20 protein-coding genes and 1 tRNA gene are annotated in these 18,836 nt (G+C 64.5%); 10 read left to right on the plus strand and 11 right to left on the minus strand.

Features of this window, described 5'->3' with window-relative positions; all coding sequences use genetic code 11:
- The first annotated feature begins 42 nt into the window (after positions 1 to 42).
- The 5 genes from MHM88_RS00335 to MHM88_RS00355 all read left to right on the plus strand — a co-directional run bounded on the left by MHM88_RS00335 (position 43) and on the right by MHM88_RS00355 (position 4,304).
- Positions 43 to 1,362: an SPOR domain-containing protein gene (locus tag MHM88_RS00335; protein ID WP_239358903.1), complete on the plus strand. Its 1,320-nt coding sequence runs from the start codon at positions 43 to 45 to the stop codon at positions 1,360 to 1,362.
- Between the two features lie 4 nt (positions 1,363 to 1,366).
- Complete coding sequence (locus MHM88_RS00340) at positions 1,367 to 2,503, plus strand: glycoside hydrolase family 3 N-terminal domain-containing protein (protein ID WP_239358905.1); 1,137 nt, start codon at positions 1,367 to 1,369, stop codon at positions 2,501 to 2,503.
- Entirely contained in the window at positions 2,496 to 3,293 is a 798-nt protein-coding gene (locus MHM88_RS00345; protein ID WP_239321856.1) for a ScpA family protein, read from the plus strand. Before MHM88_RS00340 ends, MHM88_RS00345 begins: the two co-directional genes overlap by 8 nt.
- On the plus strand, positions 3,293 to 3,976 hold the full coding sequence (scpB, locus tag MHM88_RS00350; protein WP_239321854.1) for an SMC-Scp complex subunit ScpB: 684 nt from the start codon (positions 3,293 to 3,295) through the stop codon (positions 3,974 to 3,976). The genes MHM88_RS00345 and scpB overlap by 1 nt, the downstream gene beginning before the upstream one ends.
- 88 nt (positions 3,977 to 4,064) lie before the next feature.
- Positions 4,065 to 4,304 (plus strand): hypothetical protein, encoded by a 240-nt coding sequence (locus MHM88_RS00355; RefSeq protein WP_114962678.1) that lies wholly within the window; start codon positions 4,065 to 4,067, stop codon positions 4,302 to 4,304.
- Here MHM88_RS00355 and MHM88_RS00360 read toward each other — a convergent pair.
- Positions 4,258 to 5,454, minus strand: coding sequence for an MFS transporter (locus MHM88_RS00360; protein ID WP_239358907.1), 1,197 nt, complete (start codon positions 5,452 to 5,454; stop codon positions 4,258 to 4,260). The genes MHM88_RS00355 and MHM88_RS00360 overlap by 47 nt on opposite strands.
- Positions 5,455 to 5,540: 86 nt before the next feature.
- Between MHM88_RS00360 and MHM88_RS00365 the strand changes: the two genes are divergently transcribed.
- Complete coding sequence (locus MHM88_RS00365) at positions 5,541 to 6,065, plus strand: Lrp/AsnC family transcriptional regulator (RefSeq protein WP_065332466.1); 525 nt, start codon at positions 5,541 to 5,543, stop codon at positions 6,063 to 6,065.
- 8 nt (positions 6,066 to 6,073) lie between these two features.
- Here MHM88_RS00365 and MHM88_RS00370 read toward each other — a convergent pair whose 3' ends face one another.
- The 8 genes from MHM88_RS00370 to MHM88_RS00405 all read right to left on the minus strand — a co-directional run bounded on the left by MHM88_RS00370 (position 6,074) and on the right by MHM88_RS00405 (position 13,353).
- On the minus strand, positions 6,074 to 7,153 hold the full coding sequence (locus MHM88_RS00370; protein WP_239358909.1) for a 2'-deoxycytidine 5'-triphosphate deaminase: 1,080 nt from the start codon (positions 7,151 to 7,153) through the stop codon (positions 6,074 to 6,076).
- A 163-nt stretch (positions 7,154 to 7,316) separates the two neighbouring features.
- Positions 7,317 to 7,393, minus strand: a tRNA-Pro gene (locus MHM88_RS00375).
- 103 nt (positions 7,394 to 7,496) lie between these two features.
- Positions 7,497 to 9,731 carry a MerR family transcriptional regulator gene (locus MHM88_RS00380; RefSeq protein ID WP_239358911.1) on the minus strand — a complete coding sequence of 745 codons (2,235 nt, stop codon included), beginning with the start codon at positions 9,729 to 9,731 and terminating at the stop codon, positions 7,497 to 7,499.
- A 97-nt stretch (positions 9,732 to 9,828) separates the two neighbouring features.
- Positions 9,829 to 10,131, minus strand: coding sequence for an integration host factor subunit alpha (gene ihfA / locus MHM88_RS00385; RefSeq protein ID WP_106164605.1), 303 nt, complete (start codon positions 10,129 to 10,131; stop codon positions 9,829 to 9,831).
- An 87-nt stretch (positions 10,132 to 10,218) separates the two neighbouring features.
- Positions 10,219 to 11,190: a beta-ketoacyl-ACP synthase III gene (locus tag MHM88_RS00390; protein ID WP_239358913.1), complete on the minus strand. Its 972-nt coding sequence runs from the start codon at positions 11,188 to 11,190 to the stop codon at positions 10,219 to 10,221.
- Between the two features lie 15 nt (positions 11,191 to 11,205).
- Positions 11,206 to 12,333: a phosphate acyltransferase PlsX gene (gene plsX, locus MHM88_RS00395; RefSeq protein ID WP_239321842.1), complete on the minus strand. Its 1,128-nt coding sequence runs from the start codon at positions 12,331 to 12,333 to the stop codon at positions 11,206 to 11,208.
- A gap of 41 nt (positions 12,334 to 12,374) precedes the next feature.
- Complete coding sequence (rpmF, locus tag MHM88_RS00400; RefSeq protein WP_005623419.1) at positions 12,375 to 12,581, minus strand: 50S ribosomal protein L32; 207 nt, start codon at positions 12,579 to 12,581, stop codon at positions 12,375 to 12,377.
- A gap of 223 nt (positions 12,582 to 12,804) precedes the next feature.
- Positions 12,805 to 13,353 carry a DUF177 domain-containing protein gene (locus MHM88_RS00405; RefSeq protein WP_239358915.1) on the minus strand — a complete coding sequence of 183 codons (549 nt, stop codon included), beginning with the start codon at positions 13,351 to 13,353 and terminating at the stop codon, positions 12,805 to 12,807.
- A gap of 86 nt (positions 13,354 to 13,439) precedes the next feature.
- Here MHM88_RS00405 and MHM88_RS00410 point away from each other — a divergent pair, with 86 nt between their 5' ends.
- The 3 genes from MHM88_RS00410 to MHM88_RS00420 all read left to right on the plus strand — a co-directional run bounded on the left by MHM88_RS00410 (position 13,440) and on the right by MHM88_RS00420 (position 16,703).
- Positions 13,440 to 13,910, plus strand: a complete 471-nt coding sequence (locus MHM88_RS00410; RefSeq protein ID WP_239321838.1) for an outer membrane protein assembly factor BamE — start codon at positions 13,440 to 13,442, stop codon at positions 13,908 to 13,910.
- Positions 13,911 to 14,058: 148 nt separating this feature from the next.
- Entirely contained in the window at positions 14,059 to 14,835 is a 777-nt protein-coding gene (locus MHM88_RS00415) for a GNAT family N-acetyltransferase (protein ID WP_239358925.1), read from the plus strand.
- Positions 14,836 to 14,897: 62 nt separating this feature from the next.
- Positions 14,898 to 16,703 carry an ABC-F family ATP-binding cassette domain-containing protein gene (locus MHM88_RS00420; RefSeq protein ID WP_239358930.1) on the plus strand — a complete coding sequence of 602 codons (1,806 nt, stop codon included), beginning with the start codon at positions 14,898 to 14,900 and terminating at the stop codon, positions 16,701 to 16,703.
- A 146-nt stretch (positions 16,704 to 16,849) separates the two neighbouring features.
- Here the strand turns inward: MHM88_RS00420 and MHM88_RS00425 are convergent, their stop codons facing one another.
- Positions 16,850 to 17,605, minus strand: coding sequence for an SDR family NAD(P)-dependent oxidoreductase (locus tag MHM88_RS00425; protein WP_239358934.1), 756 nt, complete (start codon positions 17,603 to 17,605; stop codon positions 16,850 to 16,852).
- Positions 17,606 to 17,697: 92 nt separating this feature from the next.
- Positions 17,698 to 18,621, minus strand: coding sequence for a GNAT family N-acetyltransferase (locus MHM88_RS00430; RefSeq protein WP_239358943.1), 924 nt, complete (start codon positions 18,619 to 18,621; stop codon positions 17,698 to 17,700).
- Positions 18,622 to 18,651: 30 nt separating this feature from the next.
- Here MHM88_RS00430 and MHM88_RS00435 point away from each other — a divergent pair, with 30 nt between their 5' ends.
- Positions 18,652 to 18,804: a hypothetical protein gene (locus MHM88_RS00435; protein WP_239358952.1), complete on the plus strand. Its 153-nt coding sequence runs from the start codon at positions 18,652 to 18,654 to the stop codon at positions 18,802 to 18,804.
- Positions 18,805 to 18,836 lie beyond the last annotated feature (32 nt).

Raw genomic sequence — 18,836 nt, forward strand, 5'->3', positions numbered from 1 at the left:
TTTCAGGCGGGCCGCCTGTGACACAAGGGCAGTGAGGCGGATATGGCATATTTTGCACAGGTGGGCGCCAGCGCCCCCTCTTCAAATGGCGATGGTGATAACGGGGGCGTGGCCTTCGATCCGTTTTCCTCTCATCAATACTCTCGCGCGGCAGAGCCGGCGCCAGCCCCCGAGGACCCCGTGGTCGAGGCGGCGGTGCCGGAAACACCCTATCCCAGCTTTGGCCTCAGCCCGTCCCCATCGGTAAACGTCGGAACCTTTTCCGGCGCCGGTGCCGGCGGCGGCTCCGCGGGCGCCTATGCGGCGGCGGATGGCTACCCGGATGCGGGGTATGACTATGTCGGCGACTATGGCGATGGCTATGGCGGCGACGAGGAAGAGCTGTTTGCCCCGCAAGCGGGGCGCGGAGAGCTGGGCCGCATGGCCGCGTTCCTGGGCGCTGCGGCCTCGATCGCGCTGGTGGTGAGCATCTCTGTCTGGGGCTACAAGCTGATCATGCGCGATGTCTCCGGCGTGCCGGTGGTGAGCGCGGTGTCCGGCCCGATGCGGGTGGCGCCCGAAGATCCCGGTGGCGAGCTGGCGGATCATCAGGGGCTGGCGGTGAACGCGGTCGCGGCCAACGGCATCGCCGAGGATCCCGCCGACACGCTGCGGCTTGCGCCGCAGGCGATTGCCCTGACCGAAGACGACCAACCCGTGCCGACCCTGACCGAAGCGGCCGAAGAGGAAGCGGCGCTGGAAGCCGCGGCAAGCGCGGCGGCCGAGGTTGCGCAAACCTCTGAAGCGCCCGAGGCCGATGTCTCTCCGATCGAGCAGCGCAGCAACGATATCGACGCGCTGGTGGCGTCCCTGACCGACGGGGCGGTGCCGCTTGAGGATCTGCGCGAGACCTCAGCGGCGATCGTGCAGCCGGAACCGCTGGACGGTGCCACGGTGGCCTCGATCGATGCGACCAAAGTATCCGCAGCCGTGCGCAATGCCCCCGGCGTGCGCGTCACGCCGCGTCCGCTTGTCCGGCCGGCCCGTTTTGCGCCTGCCCCTGTGGCCGCAAACGAGAGCGCGGCGCCGCAACGCAGCGCCGCGGCGGAGGTCGACCCCAAGAGCCTCGCCGTGGGCACCCGGCTGGCACAGCTGGGCGCCTATGAGAGCGCCGAGGTTGCGCGTAGCGAATGGACCCGGATCAGCGGCAAATTTGGTGAGTTCTTCGACGATAAATCCCGCGTGGTGCAGCGTGCCGAGAGCGGTGGCCGGATTTTCTACCGTCTGCGCGCCCATGGGTTCGAGGACCTGTCGGACGCGCGTCGCTTCTGCTCGGCCCTGGTGGCGGGCAATGCCGATTGCATTCCTGTGACAATGCGCTGAGCCGATGCGGTTTGGCGCGACGATCCTCGACGCAGAAGGTCTGCGTCTGACGGCTGATGAAAAGGCGCTGTTCCGCGAGGCAGCGCCTTTTGGCTTTATCCTCTTTGCCCGCAATATCGACAGCGCCGATCAGCTGCGCGCGCTGTGTGATGAGTTTCGCGCGGCGGCGGGGCATGACTGTCTGATTACCATTGATCAGGAAGGGGGCCGGGTGCAGCGGCTGCGCGCACCGCTTGCGCGCGAGTGGCGTCCGGCGCTGGATCATGTGGAGGCGGCCTCTGACCCGATGCGGGCGATGTATCTGCGGGCGCGGCTGATTGCGGCGGAACTGCACGACCTTGGCATCGACAGCAACTGCGCGCCGCTGGCGGATGTCGCGGGCGCGGGCACGCATCCGTTCCTGCGCAATCGCTGTTACGGGACCGATGCCGCCGATGTGGCCGCCATTGCCCGCGCCTGTGCCGAGGGGCATCTGGACGGGGGCGTGGTGCCGGTGATGAAACATATCCCCGGACATGGGCGCTCCACCATGGACAGCCACCATGATCTGCCACATGTGACGGCCCCGGCTGAGGTGCTGCGGGCCGAGGATTTTGCCGCCTTTGCGCAGCTCAGGGATCTGCCGATGGCGATGACGGCACATCTGGTTTACGACGCGTTTGATCCGCGCCCGGCGACGCTCTCGCCTGTGATGATGCAGGTAATCCGGCAGGAACTGGGCTATGATGGTCTGGTGATGACGGATGACATCTCGATGAAGGCCTTGTGGGCACCTGAGCTTCAGCAACCAGAACAGCGCCCGAGCCTGGGTGGGGACGAAGCGCCCTCCCGTCAAACCGGAGGTTTGTCTTCGACAAAACGGGAGGGGCGGGCGCTGTCCGGCCTGCGGCCAGACGATCCAGACATGGCGGCCGGGGCAATTGCGCGGGCATCCCTCGATGCAGGCTGCGATGTTGCGCTGTTCTGCAACTCCTCGCTGTCGGCGCGTGCTGCCGTTGTGGAGGCTGCCGGCCTGATGACTGACGCCGCACAACGGCGCGCCGAGGCGGCACTTGCCTGCCGCCAAACCCCTGCTGCGCTTGACACCGAGGCGGTGGAAGCGGAACTATCTGCCCTCATGGGCGGACAGGTATATGGCTGACGAAGACTCGCTATTTCCAGAGGACACACTTACGGTCGAGGAGCGGCTCGAAGCCGAGGCGCTGATCGTGGATGTGCAGGGCTTTGAAGGGCCGCTTGATCTGCTGCTGACGCTGTCGCGCACGCAGAAGGTCGATCTGCGTCAGATCTCTGTCTATGAGCTGGCGCGCCAGTACCTGACCTTTGTGGAAAAGGCCAAGGAGCTGCGCATCGAGCTGGCCGCTGACTATCTGGTGATGGCGGCCTGGCTGGCGTTCCTGAAATCCCGCCTGCTGCTGCCCCCGGACCCCGAAGAGGAAGGCCCTTCGGGTGAGGAACTCGCCGCACATCTGGCCTTCCAGTTGGAGCGTTTGCAGGCCATGCGCGATGCGGCGGCCCGGCTGATGGCGCGGGACCGGCTGGGGCGTGATTTCTTTGCCCGGGGACAGGCCGAGGATGTGCAGCGCATCAAGACGGTGACCTATACGGCGAACCTCCTCGACTTGATGCAGGGCTATGCCCGCATCCGCACCAAGGATGAATTCCGCCCCTTTGTGATGGACCGTGACAGCGTGTTCACCATGGAAGAAGCATTGGAACGCATGCGCGGGCTGCTTGGCTTTACCGGCAGTTGGACCGATATGCTGAGCTACCTGCCGGATGGCTGGCACAGTGATCCGGTCAAGCGCCGCTCGGCCACCGCCGCCACATTCGCCGCCTCGTTGCAACTGGTAAAGGAGGGCAAGATGGAAATCCGCCAGAGCGAAACATTTGCCCCGATCCAGCTGCGCAACCGGCCAGAGGAGAATTGATGGACGACCAGACCCAGAGTGACGCGCAGCAGTCGCCGCGCCGTGACAGCGACAGCCTGTTCGATGCGCCCCCCATGGCGGAACAGGAACGCATGGTGGAGGCGGTGCTCTTTGCCAGTGCGGAGCCTGTGACCGTGCGCGATCTGATGTCGCGCATGCCGCATGGCTGCAACCCCGGCGAGGCGCTGGAGCATCTGCGCAAGCGCTATGAGGGGCGCGGCGTGCGGGTGGTGCAAGTGGGCGAGGCCTGGGCGATGCGCACGGCCCCGGACCTTGGCTATCTGATGCAGAAGGAAACGGTGGAGAGCCGCAAGCTGTCGCGCGCCGCCATCGAGACTTTGGCGATCATTGCCTATCACCAGCCGGTGACCCGGGCCGAAATCGAGGAAATCCGCGGCGTATCGGTGTCGCGTGGCACCATCGACCAGCTTCTGGAGATGGAGTGGATCCGGCTGGGGCGGCGCAAGATGACACCGGGGCGGCCGGTGACCTTTGTGGTGACGCCGGTCTTTCTGGATCACTTTGGCCTGGAAAGCGCGCGCGATCTGCCGGGGCTCAAGGAGCTGCGCGCCGCCGGGCTCTTGGAAAACCGCCCACCACCGGGCGCATTCCCCATTGGTCAGGGCGACAGCGAGGACGAACGCCGCGACGAGGAACAACCAGAGCTGTTCGACGAAGACTGACGCATGTGCGCGATGCCAAGAAATCGCCGCACTCCGCCCCTATATGGAAGAGTGCAGTTGATATCACAGCAACCCCAGCGAGGTTTTTATGGGATTTGACCGGATCGCCAATATGGTCCTGCGCCGCCTGATCGGGCGGGCGGTGAACGCGGGCGTAAACGCCGGGATCAACGCTGTTGCCAAACGCGGTGGCGGCAAGAAATCAAGCCGTGGCGATCACCCGCCGCAGCGTGCCGAGCGCACCCCGGAGGAACAGGCCGAGCGTGAGCGCATTCGGGCCGTCAGGCAGGCGCGTCGGGCACGTCGGGCGCAGCGGGATCAGTCCTGAAGGGGAGCGTGCGGCGCAGGCTTAGCGCCTCGATCGCGGCAATGGTGGTGAGCGCGGCTGATATCAGCACACAGCCAAGGATGCCGAGGACCTGAAATCCAATCCCGCCAACAAACGGGGCTGCAAAGACGCTGAGATATGTGGTGGTGGAGTAAAGCCCCATGATGGCACCGCGCTGGCGCACATCCAGTACCGTCAGACGCGCCACCAGCAGGTTCAGCCCAAAGTGCTGGAAGATCCCCCAAAGCACCGCCAGTGCAAGAAACAGCGGATAGCTGGCACCAAAGATCCCCATCGCCACATAAACAGCGCTCAGCGCAAGGAAAACCGGCGTTGTGGCCCGCGCCATCCCGATCCGGTCCAGAAGCGGGTCGAGCAGCACCGCGCCGCCAAAGCCAAGCCCATAGATCAGCGGCAACAGTCCCGCCTGACCGGTGCTGAGACCGAGGGTGACCGTGGCATGGGCGCCGGTGTAGGAATAGGTCACATAGAAGCTGAGCATCAGCCCGACAGAGGCCAGAATGCCGCGTCCCATCCCCGGAACCCTGAGCGCGCTCAGGGGGGAGCTTGCCGATCCGCCGGGCTCGTCCAGACGTGCCAGCGGAGCGCTGAGCCCCCAGACCAGCGCACAGAGCGCCGCCAGCGCGCCGTAGACCATGCGCCACCCCACCAGCTCTGCGCTCCACGCGGCAAGGCTGACGCCAAGCACCAGCGACAGTGTCCAGCCAGTGAGAACCGCGCCCACCACACGCGCCTCGCGGCCCTTTGGCGCGATCACGGCGGCCATGGTGTAGATCGACGGCAGTGCGGCCCCCCCGGCAATCCCACAGAGCACCTGTGCTGCGATCAGGGCGACCAGCGTGGGGGCCAGCGCGCTGGCGACAAAGCCAAGTGTCAGCGCGGCGAGGGCCATCCGCAGCAGCCGGCCTGCACCGATGCGGTCGCCTATGGGCGCAAGCATCAGCGCCGCCGCAGCCACCCCTAGCCCATAGCCGCTGGAGGCCCAGAGCACCTGCGCCGGGCTGGCCGCAAGATCCGCCCCCACCGTCTGCACCAATGGTGACAGCAGCAGCGCATTGGTGCCCACGATGGCAATGGCACACATCAATGTGGCGATAGAGATCCAGAGCGGCGGGGCAGAAGGTGACATGAGAGGTCTCGATTGATGTTGAATTTCATTCGGCAGTTTGGCCTAATCGGTGAAACTCATTCTGTGAAGATGTTAAAGACCGAGCGATGGAAAAAACAGAGACCATTCGGAGCAGCTCCCGTTCCAGCCGGGGCATTGATGCCCTGGACCGAAAAATATTAGGCGCGTTGAGCCGCGACGCAACCCAATCCTATGCCGCCATCAGCGAGCAGGTCGGCCTCTCGGCCCCGGCGGTGCATGAGCGGGTGAAACGGTTGCGGGCGTCGGGCGCGATCAAGGCCACCGTAGCACAGATCGACGGCGCGCAGGTGGGCAAACCCATCCTCGCCTTTGTTCATGTCGATACCATCGGCTGGGGCAAGACCCGCGAGATTATCGCGCTGGAGCAGTTTCCCGAAGTGGAGGAAATCCACTCCACCACCGGAGATACCTGCCTGATCATGAAGGTCCGCGTGGCAAGCCCGCATGCGCTGGAGGGGCTGTTGTCCAAAATCTACGACATTGAGGGCGTGCGCGGCACCAGCACCTATCTGACGCTGTCGACGGTGTTGGAACGTGCGGCGCAGGCCGATGTCACGGCGGATCTGGAAAGCATCAGCTACCCGCGTTGATCTGGCGGTTAGTCCGGCACGCGGAAATGCTTGGAGAGCTTTAGCCCCTGGCCCTGGTAGTTGGAGGCAATGCCCGCGCCATAGAGCTGCTGCGGCAGCTCGGCCATGCGCTCATAGACCAGACGGCCCACCACTTGCCCGTGTTCGAGCACAAAAGGGGCCTCATGGCAGCGCACCTCAAGCACCCCGCGAGAGCCAGCGCCGCCCGCTTCGGCATGACCAAAGCCGGGATCAAAAAAGCCCGCGTAATGCACCCGGAACTCGCCCACCATCGCCAGATAAGGCGCCATTTCAGCGGCGTATTCGGGCGGGATATGCACGGCCTCGCGGCTGACGAGGATATAAAACGCGCCCGGATCAAGGATGATCCGGCCCTTGTCGCTGCGCACTTCCTCCCAATAGTCGCGGGGGTCATAGGCGGCGATCCGGTCGAGGTCGATCACGCCGGTGTGCGGTTTGGCGCGGTAGCCCACCAGATCGGTGCCGGGCAGGCGTAGATCGACGGAAAAGCCCAGCCCATCCTCGATGACAGCCTCGCCATCCACCAGCGGGGTGTCGGCGTGCAGCTTGGCCAGAGCGGCGTCGTCAAGCACCGCCTGACCGTTGCGAAAGCGGATCTGATTGAGGCGCATGCCGGGACGTGCCAGAACGGAAAACGACCGTGGGCAGATCTCGGCATAGAGCGGCCCGGAATAGCCTGCGCGGATGCGGTCGAATTCTTCGCCGCCATCGGTGATGGTGCGGGTGAGAAGGTCCAGCCGCCCGGTGGAGCTTTTGGCGTTGGCTACGGCGGTGACGTCTGAGGGCAGGTCCAGCGATTCCATCAAGGGCACCACATAGACGCAGCCCTTTTCCAGCACCGCGCCATCGCTGAGGTCAATGCGGTGCATCTCAAACTCTTCAAGCCGCTCGGCCACAGTGCGGCCCTGACCCGCGAGGAACGACGCGCGCACCCGGTAGGCAACGGTGCCCAATCGCAGATCGAGGCTGGCGGGCTGGATTTGGCCCTCAATCAAGGGGGCGGCGAGTTTGATCTCGTCGCGCGCGAGCATGGTTTCGATCGTCTGGCTGGGCAAAACACCGGTCATATGCCGTTCCCCTGATGGCGTCCCTGTCCCGAGGGATGCTGACGCATATTCTGTCGTGCCACAACATATGCGATGCACGCCGCGAAATCTTTTGGAAAACCAACGGCAAAGCAGGCGGCGGATACACAAACGCCCGAGCGATGACCGCTCGGGCGTTTTGTTATGGTCGGGCTAGCAGGACTCGAACCTGCGACCTTCCGTCCCCCAGACGGACGCGCTACCAGGCTGCGCCATAGCCCGTTGTTGGAGCTTTCTACTGCTTTTTGCGGCAGGGGCAAGAGGCGAATTTGATTTTTTCACGCTTTTTCAAGGCACCGCTGCACCGCCTGTCCGTGCTGTGGGATCAGCGCGGGGGCAGGCAGGCGCGCAGGTCTTTGACGATTGCAGCAAGTTCGGCACGGGCGGCAGGCGGCAGGCCGGACAGCGCCGACAGACGCGCCAGGGGACCCTGCGCGGCACCGGTGCCGGAGAGGCCAGGGAGCGGCGGATCGGGCGCGTCCACAACGCGGGCCCTTAGGGGGGCGTCTACCTGATCGTGCAGGCTCTCGGCGCCGGCGTCCTCTCTGGTGTCCTCGGTGGGATCCTGATCGGGCGCTGTGGTCTCAGTGTCCGGCACGTCCTCGGCAGGCGTCTCTGTCGCGAAGTCCTGATCGCGCGGTTCTGCGCCTGTGTCCGCAGGGGCGGCAGCGGCAGGCACGCTCTGCTCCGGTGTGTCGTCGGTGTCGATATCAGTGTCAGCGGATGCGTCCTCGGTCGGAGCGCTGTCGCCGGGCTGCACCTCCGCTGCATCCAGGGGGGCTGCTTCCACAGCAGCATCGTCCGCAGCGGCATCCAGCACCGGATCGCTGTCTGCGCCCAGATCGACCTCGGACTGAGGCTCCGGGGGCACCCCGGCAGATACGGCCGCCATGGCCTCGGCAATCTCCGAAACCGTGCGGGTGTCGGCATTCTCTCCGTCGTCAGGGGCATCCGGCTGCGGCGTCTGGCTGGGCGCGGAGGCAACAGGGGCCGGTCTGGCGGAGGTCAGTATGCCAGAGGTCAGCGTGTCGGAGGTCTCGGTGGCGGGTGCGGCTGGCTCTTCAGCCTGTGGCATGTCCGGCGCGTCGGTCTGAGCGGCGGCATCAGATGCCTCGATCGCGGCGGTGTCTGTGGCCGAGGGGGCGGAAGAGGGGGGCGGTGTAGCCATCGACGGTGCGGGCGGTGCTTCGTCCTCAGCGGCCACGGAAGGCGCGTCGTCGTCGGGTGCAGCGCTCTCTTCGATCCCGGCGGTGGGGTCGATCCCGGAGGTGGGGCCTGGCGTTGCGGCGCTGTCATCGGCTTCGGGCACTGATGGGTGCGGCGGCGTCTCTTGGGGCGCGTCCGTGGCCATCGGCGCGCTGTCCGGCGCGGAAGGAGCCCCTCCGTCATCGTCGGATGGGTTCGTCTCAGCGGATGTGGCAGGTGCTGCGGGAGCAGAGAAGAAATCAGGCTGGCCGTCCGCCGCCTGCGCCGGGGCGGATGCCGCCGGAGGTTTGGGCACAAGGCGCGCGGTCTCTGCGGCCTGTGTTGCCATGTCGCGGGACGGCGGCGGCGTGTCAGGCAGATCAAAGGGCATGGCGATCTGACCGCCGCGTGAGGGCGCGGGCGCGGCTGGCGGCGGTGTGCCCGTGTCAGCCTCGTGGTTCGCGTCGGTTGCGCCAGCGACGACAGGGGCTGCGGGAGTGGATGCGGGTTCAACCTCGCCAGCCTGCGGCGGTGTCTGCGCTGCGTCCGGGGCAGGCGATGGCGCGACCTCAGGCTCCGCCGGGGCGGTCGGATGCGCGCTGGTCTCGGTGGGCTCCGCAGCCTGCGTTGTCCTTGCGCTGACCTCGGGAGAGGTCACGGGGGCGACGGAATCCGCGGCGATGGGCTGGTCCGGTTCTGCCGATGGCCCCTGGGGGCCCGGGGGGACGGGGGCCACGGCGGCATCGGGCGCCTGCGGCTGCTCTGCGCTGGTGGCGGCGGGCGGCGCCTGCGCGACGTCAGCCTCGGTCCCATCCGGCGCGGGGGTGCTGGGGGCCGCATCAGAACGCGCGGTGGCGGGCACGGGGGCCGCGGGTCCGGCATCGGACGGGGGGGCGGTTGGTGGCGTAGACGGCGCTGCCGACGGTGGCTCAAAGGGGGGCGGCGTGGGCGGAGCGGCCTTGCGCGGCGGCGGTTCCGTGCCTTCCGGCGGGTCGCGATCCAGGGCGCTTCGACGCGGGGCTTTCTCTGCGGGATCAGAGGCTTGATCCTCGTCCGCCCATTTGCTGACCGGTTTGGCCTCGACCGGCTCCTCTTCGGGATCGAGCGATTTGGAGAGCGCCTGAACATGCTGCACCCCCTTTTCGCGGATCAGTGCCTGCGTGTCCTTGATCGACAGCCCTTCCTCGTGCAGCAGGTGCTGGATGCCGCCCAACAGCAGCATGTCGGAGGGACGATAGTAGCGCCGCCCGCCGGCGCGTTTCACCGGTTTGACCTGGTTGAACTTGCTTTCCCAGAACCGCAGCACATGGGCCTGGATATCCAGCCATTCCGCGACTTCGCTGATGGTGCGAAAGGCGTCAGGGGACTTGGACATTGGGGCGACCTTCTACTGTTCTGGGTGCGAAAGCTCCGCACGGGTTGCGGCCCCGGAGGGGGCCGGTTCTGATTGGCGCTCGCTATCAGATCTTGGTTTATTTGCGGTTACCGTCGGCGACCCGGTCCTTCATCAGATGCGAGGGCCGGAAGGTCAGCACCCGACGCGGCTGGATCGGGACCTCTTCACCGGTCTTGGGGTTTCGCCCCACGCGGGCGGATTTGTCCCGCACGCTGAAGGTGCCGAAAGAGGAGATCTTCACCTGCTCGCCCCGCACCAGCGCGTCGGACATGTGTTGCAACATGCTCTCGACCAGCTGAGCGCTTTCGTTGCGCGACAGGCCAACTTCGCGAAACACGGCTTCGCTCAAATCCATTCTCGTAATCGTCTTTTCAGTCATTGCCATCCCCGTTGTTTTCAAAAACAATAGGGCGAGGGCAATTTCCCTGTCAATATCAATGAATTGGAAGGCGCGGTTTCGGCCGTATTACCAACGCAAAACCACGGCACCCCACGCCAGCCCGCCGCCGATGGCTTCGGTCACGATGAGGTTGCCCGGTTTGATCTGGCCACGTTCGACCCCGACCGAGAGCGCCAGAGGAATCGAGGCAGCAGAGGTGTTCCCGTGATCCTGAACCGTCACGACCACCTTGTCCATCGACAAGCCCATCTTCTTGGCGGTGCCCTGGATGATGCGGATATTGGCCTGATGCGGCACGATCCAGTCCACATCCTCGGCGCTGGCCCCGGCGCGCGCCAGCGCGGTATGGGCGGTGGCGGCGAGTTTTTCCACCGCGTGGCGGAACACCTGGTTGCCCTGCATGCGCAGATGGCCGGTGGACTGGGTCGACACGCCCCCGTCCACGTAAAGAAGGTCCTTGTAGCGCCCGTCGGAGTTCAGGTCGGTGGCCAGGATGCCACGGTCGTCCGCGGTGCCAGCGCCGTTCTGCGCCTCCAGAAGCAGCGCCCCGGCGCCATCGCCGAACAGCACGCAGGTGGAGCGGTCGGTCCAGTCCATGATACGCGAAAAGGTCTCCGCCCCGATCACCAGCACCCGGTCGGCCTGACCTGATGCAATCAGCGCGTTGGCATTGGACAGCGCATAGACAAAACCGGCGCAGACCGCCTGCACGTCAAAGGCAAAGCCGTTGGTCATGCCAAGCTGCGACTGCACCATGGTGGCGGCGGAGGGAAAGGTCAGATCGGCGGTGGAGGTTGCCAGGATGATGGCATCCACCTCCGATGCGCTGCGCCCGGCGGATTTCAGCGCCGCCTCGGCCGCGCGGGTGGCCATCTGAGAAGTGGTCTCATCCTCCGCGGCAAAGTGACGGCGCTCGATGCCGGAACGGGAGCGAATCCATTCGTCGGACGTATCCAGCGTGGCTTCGAATTCCGCGTTTTCTACAATGCGTTCTGGGAGGTAGTGCCCTGCGCCAATCACAACTGCGCGTCGCGTCATTCGTTTCCCTGCCTTTTACTTCGTGTGCCCGGCCTCAGAATCGCCGGGCTCGTCTGCGTCGGTGGACGCTGCGTCATCTTGGGCAAGCTCTACGGCGGATGCAACCCGGGCCGCGAGCTTTTCCGCAAAGCCCTGTTCAGCAAGAAGAAACGCGAGTTTGACCGCGGCCGACACGCCGGTCGCATCAGCGCCGCCGTGGGATTTGACGACGGTGCCGTTCAGCCCGAGAAAAATCCCGCCATTGACCCGCCGCGGGTCGATGCGCTTGGACAGGCGCGACAGCGAGGTATAGGCCAGAAGCGCCGCCAGACGCGACAGGACGGAATACTCAAACGCCTCGCGCATGGCGGAGCGCAACAGGCTGGCGGTGCCTTCGCCGGTCTTGATCGCTACGTTGCCGGTAAAGCCGTCGGTGACGATCACATCGGCGATATCGCCGGGAATATCGCTGCCCTCGACAAAGCCGACAAACTCGAAATTCGCTTTTTCCGCGTTCTGGGCGATGAGGCTATAGGCCTCTTTAAGCTCGGCGCGGCCCTTGTGCTCTTCGGTGCCGACATTCAGCAGCCCGACGCGCGGGCAGGGGATGTCCATCGAATTGCGGGTATAGGAGGTGCCCATCAGGGCGTATTGCAGCAGATCCTCTGCATCGGCGCGCACATCGGCGCCGACGTCGAGCATGACGTTGAACCCCTGCGGATTGCGCGAGGGCCAGAGAATCGCGATCGCCGGTCGATTGACGCCGGGCAGCTTGCGCAGGCGCAGCATCGACAGCGCCATCAGCGCGCCGGTATTGCCGCAGGAGACGACGCCAGCGGCCTCGCCATTGCGCACCGCTTCGAGGGCCGACCACATAGAGGTGCCCTTGCCGTTGCGCATGACCTGGCTTGGCTTGTCTTCCATCGTGACGACGTCGCGCGCGTCACGGAGTTCCACGCGGCCCTTCAGGTGCTTCCTGCGGGCCACGAGTGGTTCCAGCTGTTCGATGGGGCCATGCAGAAGAAACCGGATGTCCGGATTCTTGCGGGCGGATTTGGAGATGCCAGAGACCACAACTGCGGGTCCGGCATCACCACCCATGGCGTCCACCGAAATCACGGTGCGGCGGGCATCTGCCTGCGATGGAGCGGTGTTACCCGTCATACGACTGCGTGCCTGCCTGGCATTCGTGATCCCGTTTTGGCTCAGGCTGCGTCTTCGTCCAGGTCGATCTCGTCGGCCTGTGCAACGATTTCCTTGTCGTCGTAGTGACCGCAGGAGGGGCACACGTGGTGGGGACGACGCAGTTCACCGCAGTTCGAGCATTCGTTCGGGTTTGCAGCAACCAGGGCATCGTGCGCGCGGCGGTTGTTGCGGCGCGATTTGGATACTTTGTTCTGTTGGACAGCCATGTCTCAACCTTTGTCTAACTGGGGCCGTCAGGCAGCAGGAGCCGTCGGGCGCGTTTCATGTTTCCGTGTCAATCGGTCTGACGGGCGGTGTGACGTGCGTGTAGGCCGCAGCCGTCCCGATGTCCAACCAAAAATTCCGATGAGCGCGCGAAAATACTGCGAATCTGCTTTTGCGCAAGCGGTTTTTTGGCTGAGTGCGGTGTCGCAGGCGCGGCCGGCGCGTTCAGTTGTCCTTGTCGCCCGGTTTCAGCAGATCTGCAAGCCCGGCAAAGGGGCGGGTGTCCTCATCGGTCATCGGGGTGGTGCCGGGTTCGGCATGCAGATGCTGGCCGAGTTCGGCATCCGCCTTGCGCGGATACTGCGGCAGGTGCAGGGCGACACTCTCGACCATGACCTCGAACGGGTCGATGACATCGCCGAGCTGTTCGATACTGTCATCTTCGCCCATTTCGACCTCGCTGGCCTCCGGCACCGGCAGATCGGCCAAGAACAGCCGTTCGACCGTCGTGTCGATGCGGGTGGTCACCGGCTCCAGCGTTACCACGCAGGGCTGCACCACGGTGAAGCCGAGCTTGCCGGAGAGCGTCCAGTCGCGTTTGCCGCGGGCCTTGATCTCGCCTTCAAAGCGCAGCTTGCGCAGGGTCTCGACGTCCAGTTCGCGCGCCAGCTCTGCCAGGACGCCAGCCTCGGGCGCCAATGTGAAGGGCACCGGGCGGTTCTGGGGCAGGTCGGCCACCCGCTTGGCGGTCGGGGATGTCGGGTCTGAACTCACGTGCGTACTTTCATTTCTTGAACCACAGGCCCGGTTTAGGTAATCGGGACTTCAGTCTTAATCAAGCCGATGGGCAGGGGATGCGCATGTTTGCAACACCGAAGACCGTTAAATCCGTGCTGCGGACCGCGCTACTGGTCGGCTCGGTTGTCGTCGTGACGGCCTGTACGGCGCAATATCGCAAACATGGCTGGGTGCCCGGTCCCGAATTGCTGAACGAGGTGGTGGTCGGCGTCGACACCCGCGACTCGGTGGCGGAAACCGTCGGGGAACCGACCATCGACTCTCTGGTGGATGACAGCGGCTATTATTATGTGACCTCGCGGATGAAATTCTATGGTGCCAAGGCGCCGCAGGTGGTCTCGCGCGATCTGGTGGCGATCACCTTTGATGGGCGCGGCGTGGTGGACAGCGTGCAGCGCTACACGCTGGAGGACGGCCGCGCGATCCCGCTGGAGCGCCGGGTCACCGATTCGAGCTTGCAGGACAAGACCTTCCTGCGTCAGCTGATCGGCAACCTGGGCAACTTCAACCCGGGCAGCTTCCTGCAACAGTAACGCGGTTCACGCCGCCCCTCAGGCGTGAAATCCGGCAGCAGGGGGTGAATTCGTCACTCGGGCTTCACATGTGTCATGATAGCAAAGCGCAACATCTCGTCCCGGACGGGATGGTTGCGACGGAAACATGAGCAGACGCGAGCACATTATGGCGATTCCCTCCCGCTCTTCCCGCCCCACCGACAGTGATGATGACGGCCTGTTGCTGAGCAAGGGACGCTATCGCGCCCGGCTTGCAACGCGCGCTGCGGATGTTGCCGCCGTTCAGGCTCTGCGGACGCTGTGTTTTCGCACCGCGCAAATCGACCGCGACGAGTTTGACGACACCTGCGCCCATGTGCTGGTCGAAGATACACGCAACGGGGCATTGGTGTGCTGTTTCCGCATGCTGGTGCTGGAAGGCGGCGCAGAGGTCGCGCGCACCTATTCGGCGCAGTATTACGATCTCTCGGGGCTGCAGGATTTTGAGGGCCGGATGGTGGAAATGGGCCGGTTCTGCATCCATCAGGGCTGGAACGACCCGGACATTCTGCGCGTCGCGTGGGGGGCGATGACCACCTTTGTGGATCGCGAAGACATCCAGATGCTGTTTGGCTGTTCGTCGTTTGCCGGGACCGAGACCGAAGACTATCTGGATGCCTTTGCGATGCTGAAGCATCGCCATCTGGCCCCCAAACGCTGGCTGCCCCGTGTAAAGGCGCCCGATGTGTTCCGCTTTGCCGCGCGGCTGCGCCGCAAACCTGACGCCAAGAAAGCGATGCTCCGGATGCCGCCCTTGCTGCGCACCTATCTGATGATGGGCGGCTGGGTCAGCGATCACGCGGTGGTCGACCGCCATATGAACACGCTGCATGTGTTCACCGGCCTTGAAATCGGTGCCATCCCGCCCGCCCGCAAGCGCCTGCTGCGGGCGGTGGCGGGCTAGGCGCACCTTCTGCATCTCATGATACGTTGACGAAGGCAGCGGCGCGGTTTAGCTCCGCTCCTATGGCACGTATTCCTCTTTTGCAGATGTCCGGGATTTCGCTGACCTTTGGTGGCGATCCGGTGTTTTCCGACCTCGACCTCGTGGTGCAGCCCGGTGACCGGGTGGCGCTTGTGGGGCGCAATGGGTCGGGTAAATCGACCTTGATGAAAGTCATGGCCGGTCTTGTGGAGGCGGATGCCGGCTCCATCGTGATCCCACCCGGCAATTCCGTGGGCTATATGGAGCAGGACCCCAAAATGGAGGGCTTTGCCACGCTGGGGGATTTTGCGGCCTCGGCGCTGGAACCCGGCGAGCTTTATAAGGTGGAGCGCGCGGGCGAGGGGCTGAAGTTCGACCCCGCCCGCCCGGTGGAAACCGCGTCGGGTGGGGAACGTCGGCGCGCGGCGCTGGCCAAGCTTATGGCCGAAGCGCCCGAGCTGATGCTTTTGGATGAGCCGACCAACCACCTTGATATTGAAGCGATTTCCTGGCTGGAGAGCGAGCTCGCCGCGACGCGCGCCGCCTTTGTGCTGATCTCGCACGACCGGGCGTTCCTGCGCGCACTCACCAGCGCCACGCTCTGGGTGGACCGTGGTCAGGTGCGCCGCCAAGACAAGGGGTTTGAGCATTTTGAGGCCTGGCGCGACAAGGTCTGGGAAGACGAGGACATGCAGCGCCACAAGCTCAACCGGCTGATCAAATCCGAGAGCCGCTGGGCGGTTGAGGGGATCTCGGCCCGGCGCAAACGCAACATGGGCCGGGTGCGCGCCTTGCAGGATCTGAAATCCGAACGCGCCAGCCAGATCAAGCGGCAGGGCGCGGCGGCGATGGAGCTGGAGGCGGGGCCAAAATCCGGCCGCAAGGTGATCGAGGCCGAGGGCATCGCCAAGAGCTTTGGCGACAAGCAGATCCTCAACCACTTCTCCCTCACGGTGCAGCGCGGCGAGCGCGTGGCTTTTGTCGGCCCCAACGGGGTGGGCAAGACGACGCTGTTGAAGATGCTCTTGGGGCAGGAAACCCCGGATGAGGGCACGGTCAAACTGGGCACCAATCTGGAAATCGCCGTGTTCGATCAGACCCGCGATCAGCTCGATGGTGATTCGAGCCTGTGGGAGAACCTCACGGCCGATCCGTTGATGGGGATCTCCGGCAAGGCGGATCAGGTGATGGTGCGCGGACAGCCCAAACATGTGGTGGGCTATCTGAAGGAATTCCTTTTTGATGAGCGCCAGGCCCGCGCGCCGGTGCGTTCGCTTTCGGGCGGTGAAAAGGCCCGGCTGCTGTTGGCCAAACTGATGGCGCGCTCGTCGAACATGCTGGTGCTGGACGAGCCGACCAACGATCTCGACGTGGAGACGCTGGATCTGCTGCAGGAGCTTCTGGACGCCTATGATGGCACCGTGCTGCTGGTGAGCCACGATCGCGATTTTCTGGATCGTGTGGCGACCACGACGGTGGCGATGGAAGGGCAGGGGCAGGCCACGGCCTATGCGGGCGGATGGAGCGATTATCTCGCACAGCGCGCGCCGGTCGAGGGACCCGAAAAGGTCGAAAAGACAAAAGCCTCTAAGCCGAAGCCAAAGGTCGAATCGCCCAAAGAGGCGCTCAGTTTCAAGGAAAAGCACCGGCTTGAGGCGCTGCCCGACGAGATTGACCGGCTGGAAAAGGAGATCGCCAAGCTCGAAGAGCTGATGGCAGATCCAGAGCTGTTCACGCGCGAACCGGTGAAGTTCAAGAAAGCCACTGAGGCGCTTGTGGAGCGTCAGGAAAAACTGGCCGCATCCGAAGAGGAATGGCTGCTCTTGGAAGAAAAAGCGGCCGGATGAGGTGTTTCGCTTCGGGCTTTGCCCGAAGCGACCAGCGCCGCGCGCGCCCCTGCGGGGCGCGCGCGGCGCTCGGCCCAACGGGATCGATCCGTCCCTTTGGGGCGGTGAGGACGGGCGGGAGGGCTCCCGCCGTTGACATCTGGGCGTCAGCGCATCCGCAACGCACCGTCGAGGCGGATCACCTCGCCATTCAGATAGCCCATTTCGACGATAAACCCGGCCAGACGTGCGTATTCCTCCGGCTGCCCCAGTCGAGCGGGGTTTGGCACATCGGCGGCAAGCTGGGCTTGTGCGTCTTCGGGCAGGCCCGCCAGCATCGGCGTCATGAAAATCCCCGGCGCAATCGCCATCACCCGAATCCCTGAAGAGGCCAGATCTCGTGCCATGGGCAGGGTCATACCCACGATACCACCCTTGGACGCCGCATAGGCTGCCTGGCCCTTCTGACCGTCAAAAGCGGCGATCGATGCGGTGTTGATGATGACGCCTCGCGCGCCATCTGCTTCGGGGCTGTTTTTTGCAATCTCTGCCGCTGCCAGACGCGAGACGTTGAAGCTTCCGACCAGATTGATATCGACGGTTTTCTGAAACGCGCCAAGGGGATGCGGGCCGTCACGGCCAACTGTCTTGATCGCGTGGGCGATGCCGGCGCAGTTCACAGCCGCGCTCAATCCGCCCATTTTCTCCACCGCCAGCGCGATTGCGGCCTCAACACTGTCTTCGCTGGTCACATCGGTTTCAGCAAAATGCGCACCGATGCTTTCGGCGATTTTGGTGCCGCGATCAACATCACGGTCCAAAATGGTCACCTCGGCGCCCGCACTGCGGAAATGACGGGCGGTGGCCTCGCCCAGACCGGATGCGCCGCCAGTGACCACGGCGCGTGTGGTTGCGAGTTTCATCTGTCCCGCTCCTCCCATGAAATGAACATGCGTTCAAATAACCACGGCAAGAGGAGGCTGTCCAGTGCTGTCCCGGGCTCCTGGCCCTTGGATCAGGTGCCCATCAGGTTCAGGTCGATCGAGGCAATAGGCGCAAGTCGCCGCCCCAGCGGCGGCCAATAGAGCCACGTCCCACCGAGCCGTTCGAGACGGGCGCCGGTTCCCAGTTTGAACCGTGCGAGCCCGCTGGCATCCTCGGTGTTGATCACCCCAAGATCGAGCTGGCGAATGCCCTTGCTGGCGAGCCAGTCCATTGCACTCCACATCAACAGGTTATGCGCCGACAGAACCCGCCCACGATCCGTGCTGTGGGCAATGTGATAGGTGGCGCCGTCGCCATGGGTGAGGACCAGAATGCCCGCCACCGTCTCGCGCCCCTCATGCGCCTCAAACAGCTTGGCCGCGCCGCGATTGGCCTCGCCGTAGGCCAGCGTCAGGGCGGTGGGCCAGCTGCGATAGCGGCGTTTCTGCTGTTGGGCGGCATCCGCGCGCAGGAGCCAATGATCGGGGGCCATCGGCATATTCTGCCGGGTGATCCGCAGCGGTTGTGCTTCGGCATGAGACAGGCGATTGCGCCATTTCTGCTCCAGCCCGCTGCGTCGCAGCGTACGATCCGGATGGATATCCAGAGCCCCGACACTGGCCGGAGTCATCAGCGGCAGCGCCCCGAGGCGCGCAAGCTCGGGCACCGGGCGCTCCGGCGACAGGATCACCGGGGTGCGTCGCAGCCCTTCTTCCTGCAGGATTTCCAGCAGGCGCGCGGGTTTGTGAAACTCCGCCCGGTTGATCATCGCAACCGGCAGGCCCCAGATCTTTCGCCGCAATACGAGCATATCCTGCATGCGGTCCAGATGCATTGGGGGCTGCCCCAGCATCTGCAGAGCGCGCGAAAACTCGGTCGATTGCGGGAGCGCGCGGATGGTTTCTGTACGCTTCAGGGTGCGGGGCATGACAGCTGCGGAGCCAAGATCAAACATGACGCCATTAACAGGATGGAAACCTAATTCATGGTTAATGAGATCATGAAAAAGGCCGTTAAAATCTACGGAAAAACCGCCCCCGGCGCGCGCATGACAAAATGCGCGGCGCTGCTGATCGCCACGGCGTTGTCAATCCCAACCTTTGTCATCCTGACGTTGATCGATTTCGCCTTCCTCTAATGCGGAAGCCGAAAGGTGCGAAATCACAGAGC

Source organism: Epibacterium sp. MM17-32 (assembly GCF_022348205.1).
In the GTDB taxonomy this organism is placed as follows: Bacteria; Pseudomonadota; Alphaproteobacteria; order Rhodobacterales; family Rhodobacteraceae; genus Epibacterium.

Excerpts from the sequence above, each read along its gene's own strand:
- MHM88_RS00345 (WP_239321856.1), top strand. The coding sequence starts at position 2,496 with ATGGCTGACGAAGACTCGCTATTTCCAGAGGACACACTTACGGTCGAG.
- MHM88_RS00410 (WP_239321838.1), top strand. The coding sequence starts at position 13,440 with ATGTTTGCAACACCGAAGACCGTTAAATCCGTGCTGCGGACCGCGCTA.
- MHM88_RS00360 (WP_239358907.1), bottom strand. The coding sequence starts at position 5,454 with ATGTCACCTTCTGCCCCGCCGCTCTGGATCTCTATCGCCACATTGATG.
- ihfA (WP_106164605.1), bottom strand. The coding sequence starts at position 10,131 with ATGACTGAAAAGACGATTACGAGAATGGATTTGAGCGAAGCCGTGTTT.
- MHM88_RS00355 (WP_114962678.1), top strand. The coding sequence starts at position 4,065 with ATGGGATTTGACCGGATCGCCAATATGGTCCTGCGCCGCCTGATCGGG.
- MHM88_RS00420 (WP_239358930.1), top strand. The coding sequence starts at position 14,898 with ATGGCACGTATTCCTCTTTTGCAGATGTCCGGGATTTCGCTGACCTTT.
- MHM88_RS00370 (WP_239358909.1), bottom strand. The coding sequence starts at position 7,153 with ATGACCGGTGTTTTGCCCAGCCAGACGATCGAAACCATGCTCGCGCGC.
- MHM88_RS00415 (WP_239358925.1), top strand. The coding sequence starts at position 14,059 with ATGGCGATTCCCTCCCGCTCTTCCCGCCCCACCGACAGTGATGATGAC.
- MHM88_RS00380 (WP_239358911.1), bottom strand. The coding sequence starts at position 9,731 with ATGTCCAAGTCCCCTGACGCCTTTCGCACCATCAGCGAAGTCGCGGAA.
- MHM88_RS00390 (WP_239358913.1), bottom strand. The coding sequence starts at position 11,190 with ATGACGCGACGCGCAGTTGTGATTGGCGCAGGGCACTACCTCCCAGAA.
- MHM88_RS00430 (WP_239358943.1), bottom strand. The coding sequence starts at position 18,621 with ATGTTTGATCTTGGCTCCGCAGCTGTCATGCCCCGCACCCTGAAGCGT.
- plsX (WP_239321842.1), bottom strand. The coding sequence starts at position 12,333 with ATGACGGGTAACACCGCTCCATCGCAGGCAGATGCCCGCCGCACCGTG.
- MHM88_RS00365 (WP_065332466.1), top strand. The coding sequence starts at position 5,541 with ATGGAAAAAACAGAGACCATTCGGAGCAGCTCCCGTTCCAGCCGGGGC.
- MHM88_RS00340 (WP_239358905.1), top strand. The coding sequence starts at position 1,367 with ATGCGGTTTGGCGCGACGATCCTCGACGCAGAAGGTCTGCGTCTGACG.
- scpB (WP_239321854.1), top strand. The coding sequence starts at position 3,293 with ATGGACGACCAGACCCAGAGTGACGCGCAGCAGTCGCCGCGCCGTGAC.
- rpmF (WP_005623419.1), bottom strand. The coding sequence starts at position 12,581 with ATGGCTGTCCAACAGAACAAAGTATCCAAATCGCGCCGCAACAACCGC.
- MHM88_RS00335 (WP_239358903.1), top strand. The coding sequence starts at position 43 with ATGGCATATTTTGCACAGGTGGGCGCCAGCGCCCCCTCTTCAAATGGC.
- MHM88_RS00435 (WP_239358952.1), top strand. The coding sequence starts at position 18,652 with ATGGTTAATGAGATCATGAAAAAGGCCGTTAAAATCTACGGAAAAACC.
- MHM88_RS00425 (WP_239358934.1), bottom strand. The coding sequence starts at position 17,605 with ATGAAACTCGCAACCACACGCGCCGTGGTCACTGGCGGCGCATCCGGT.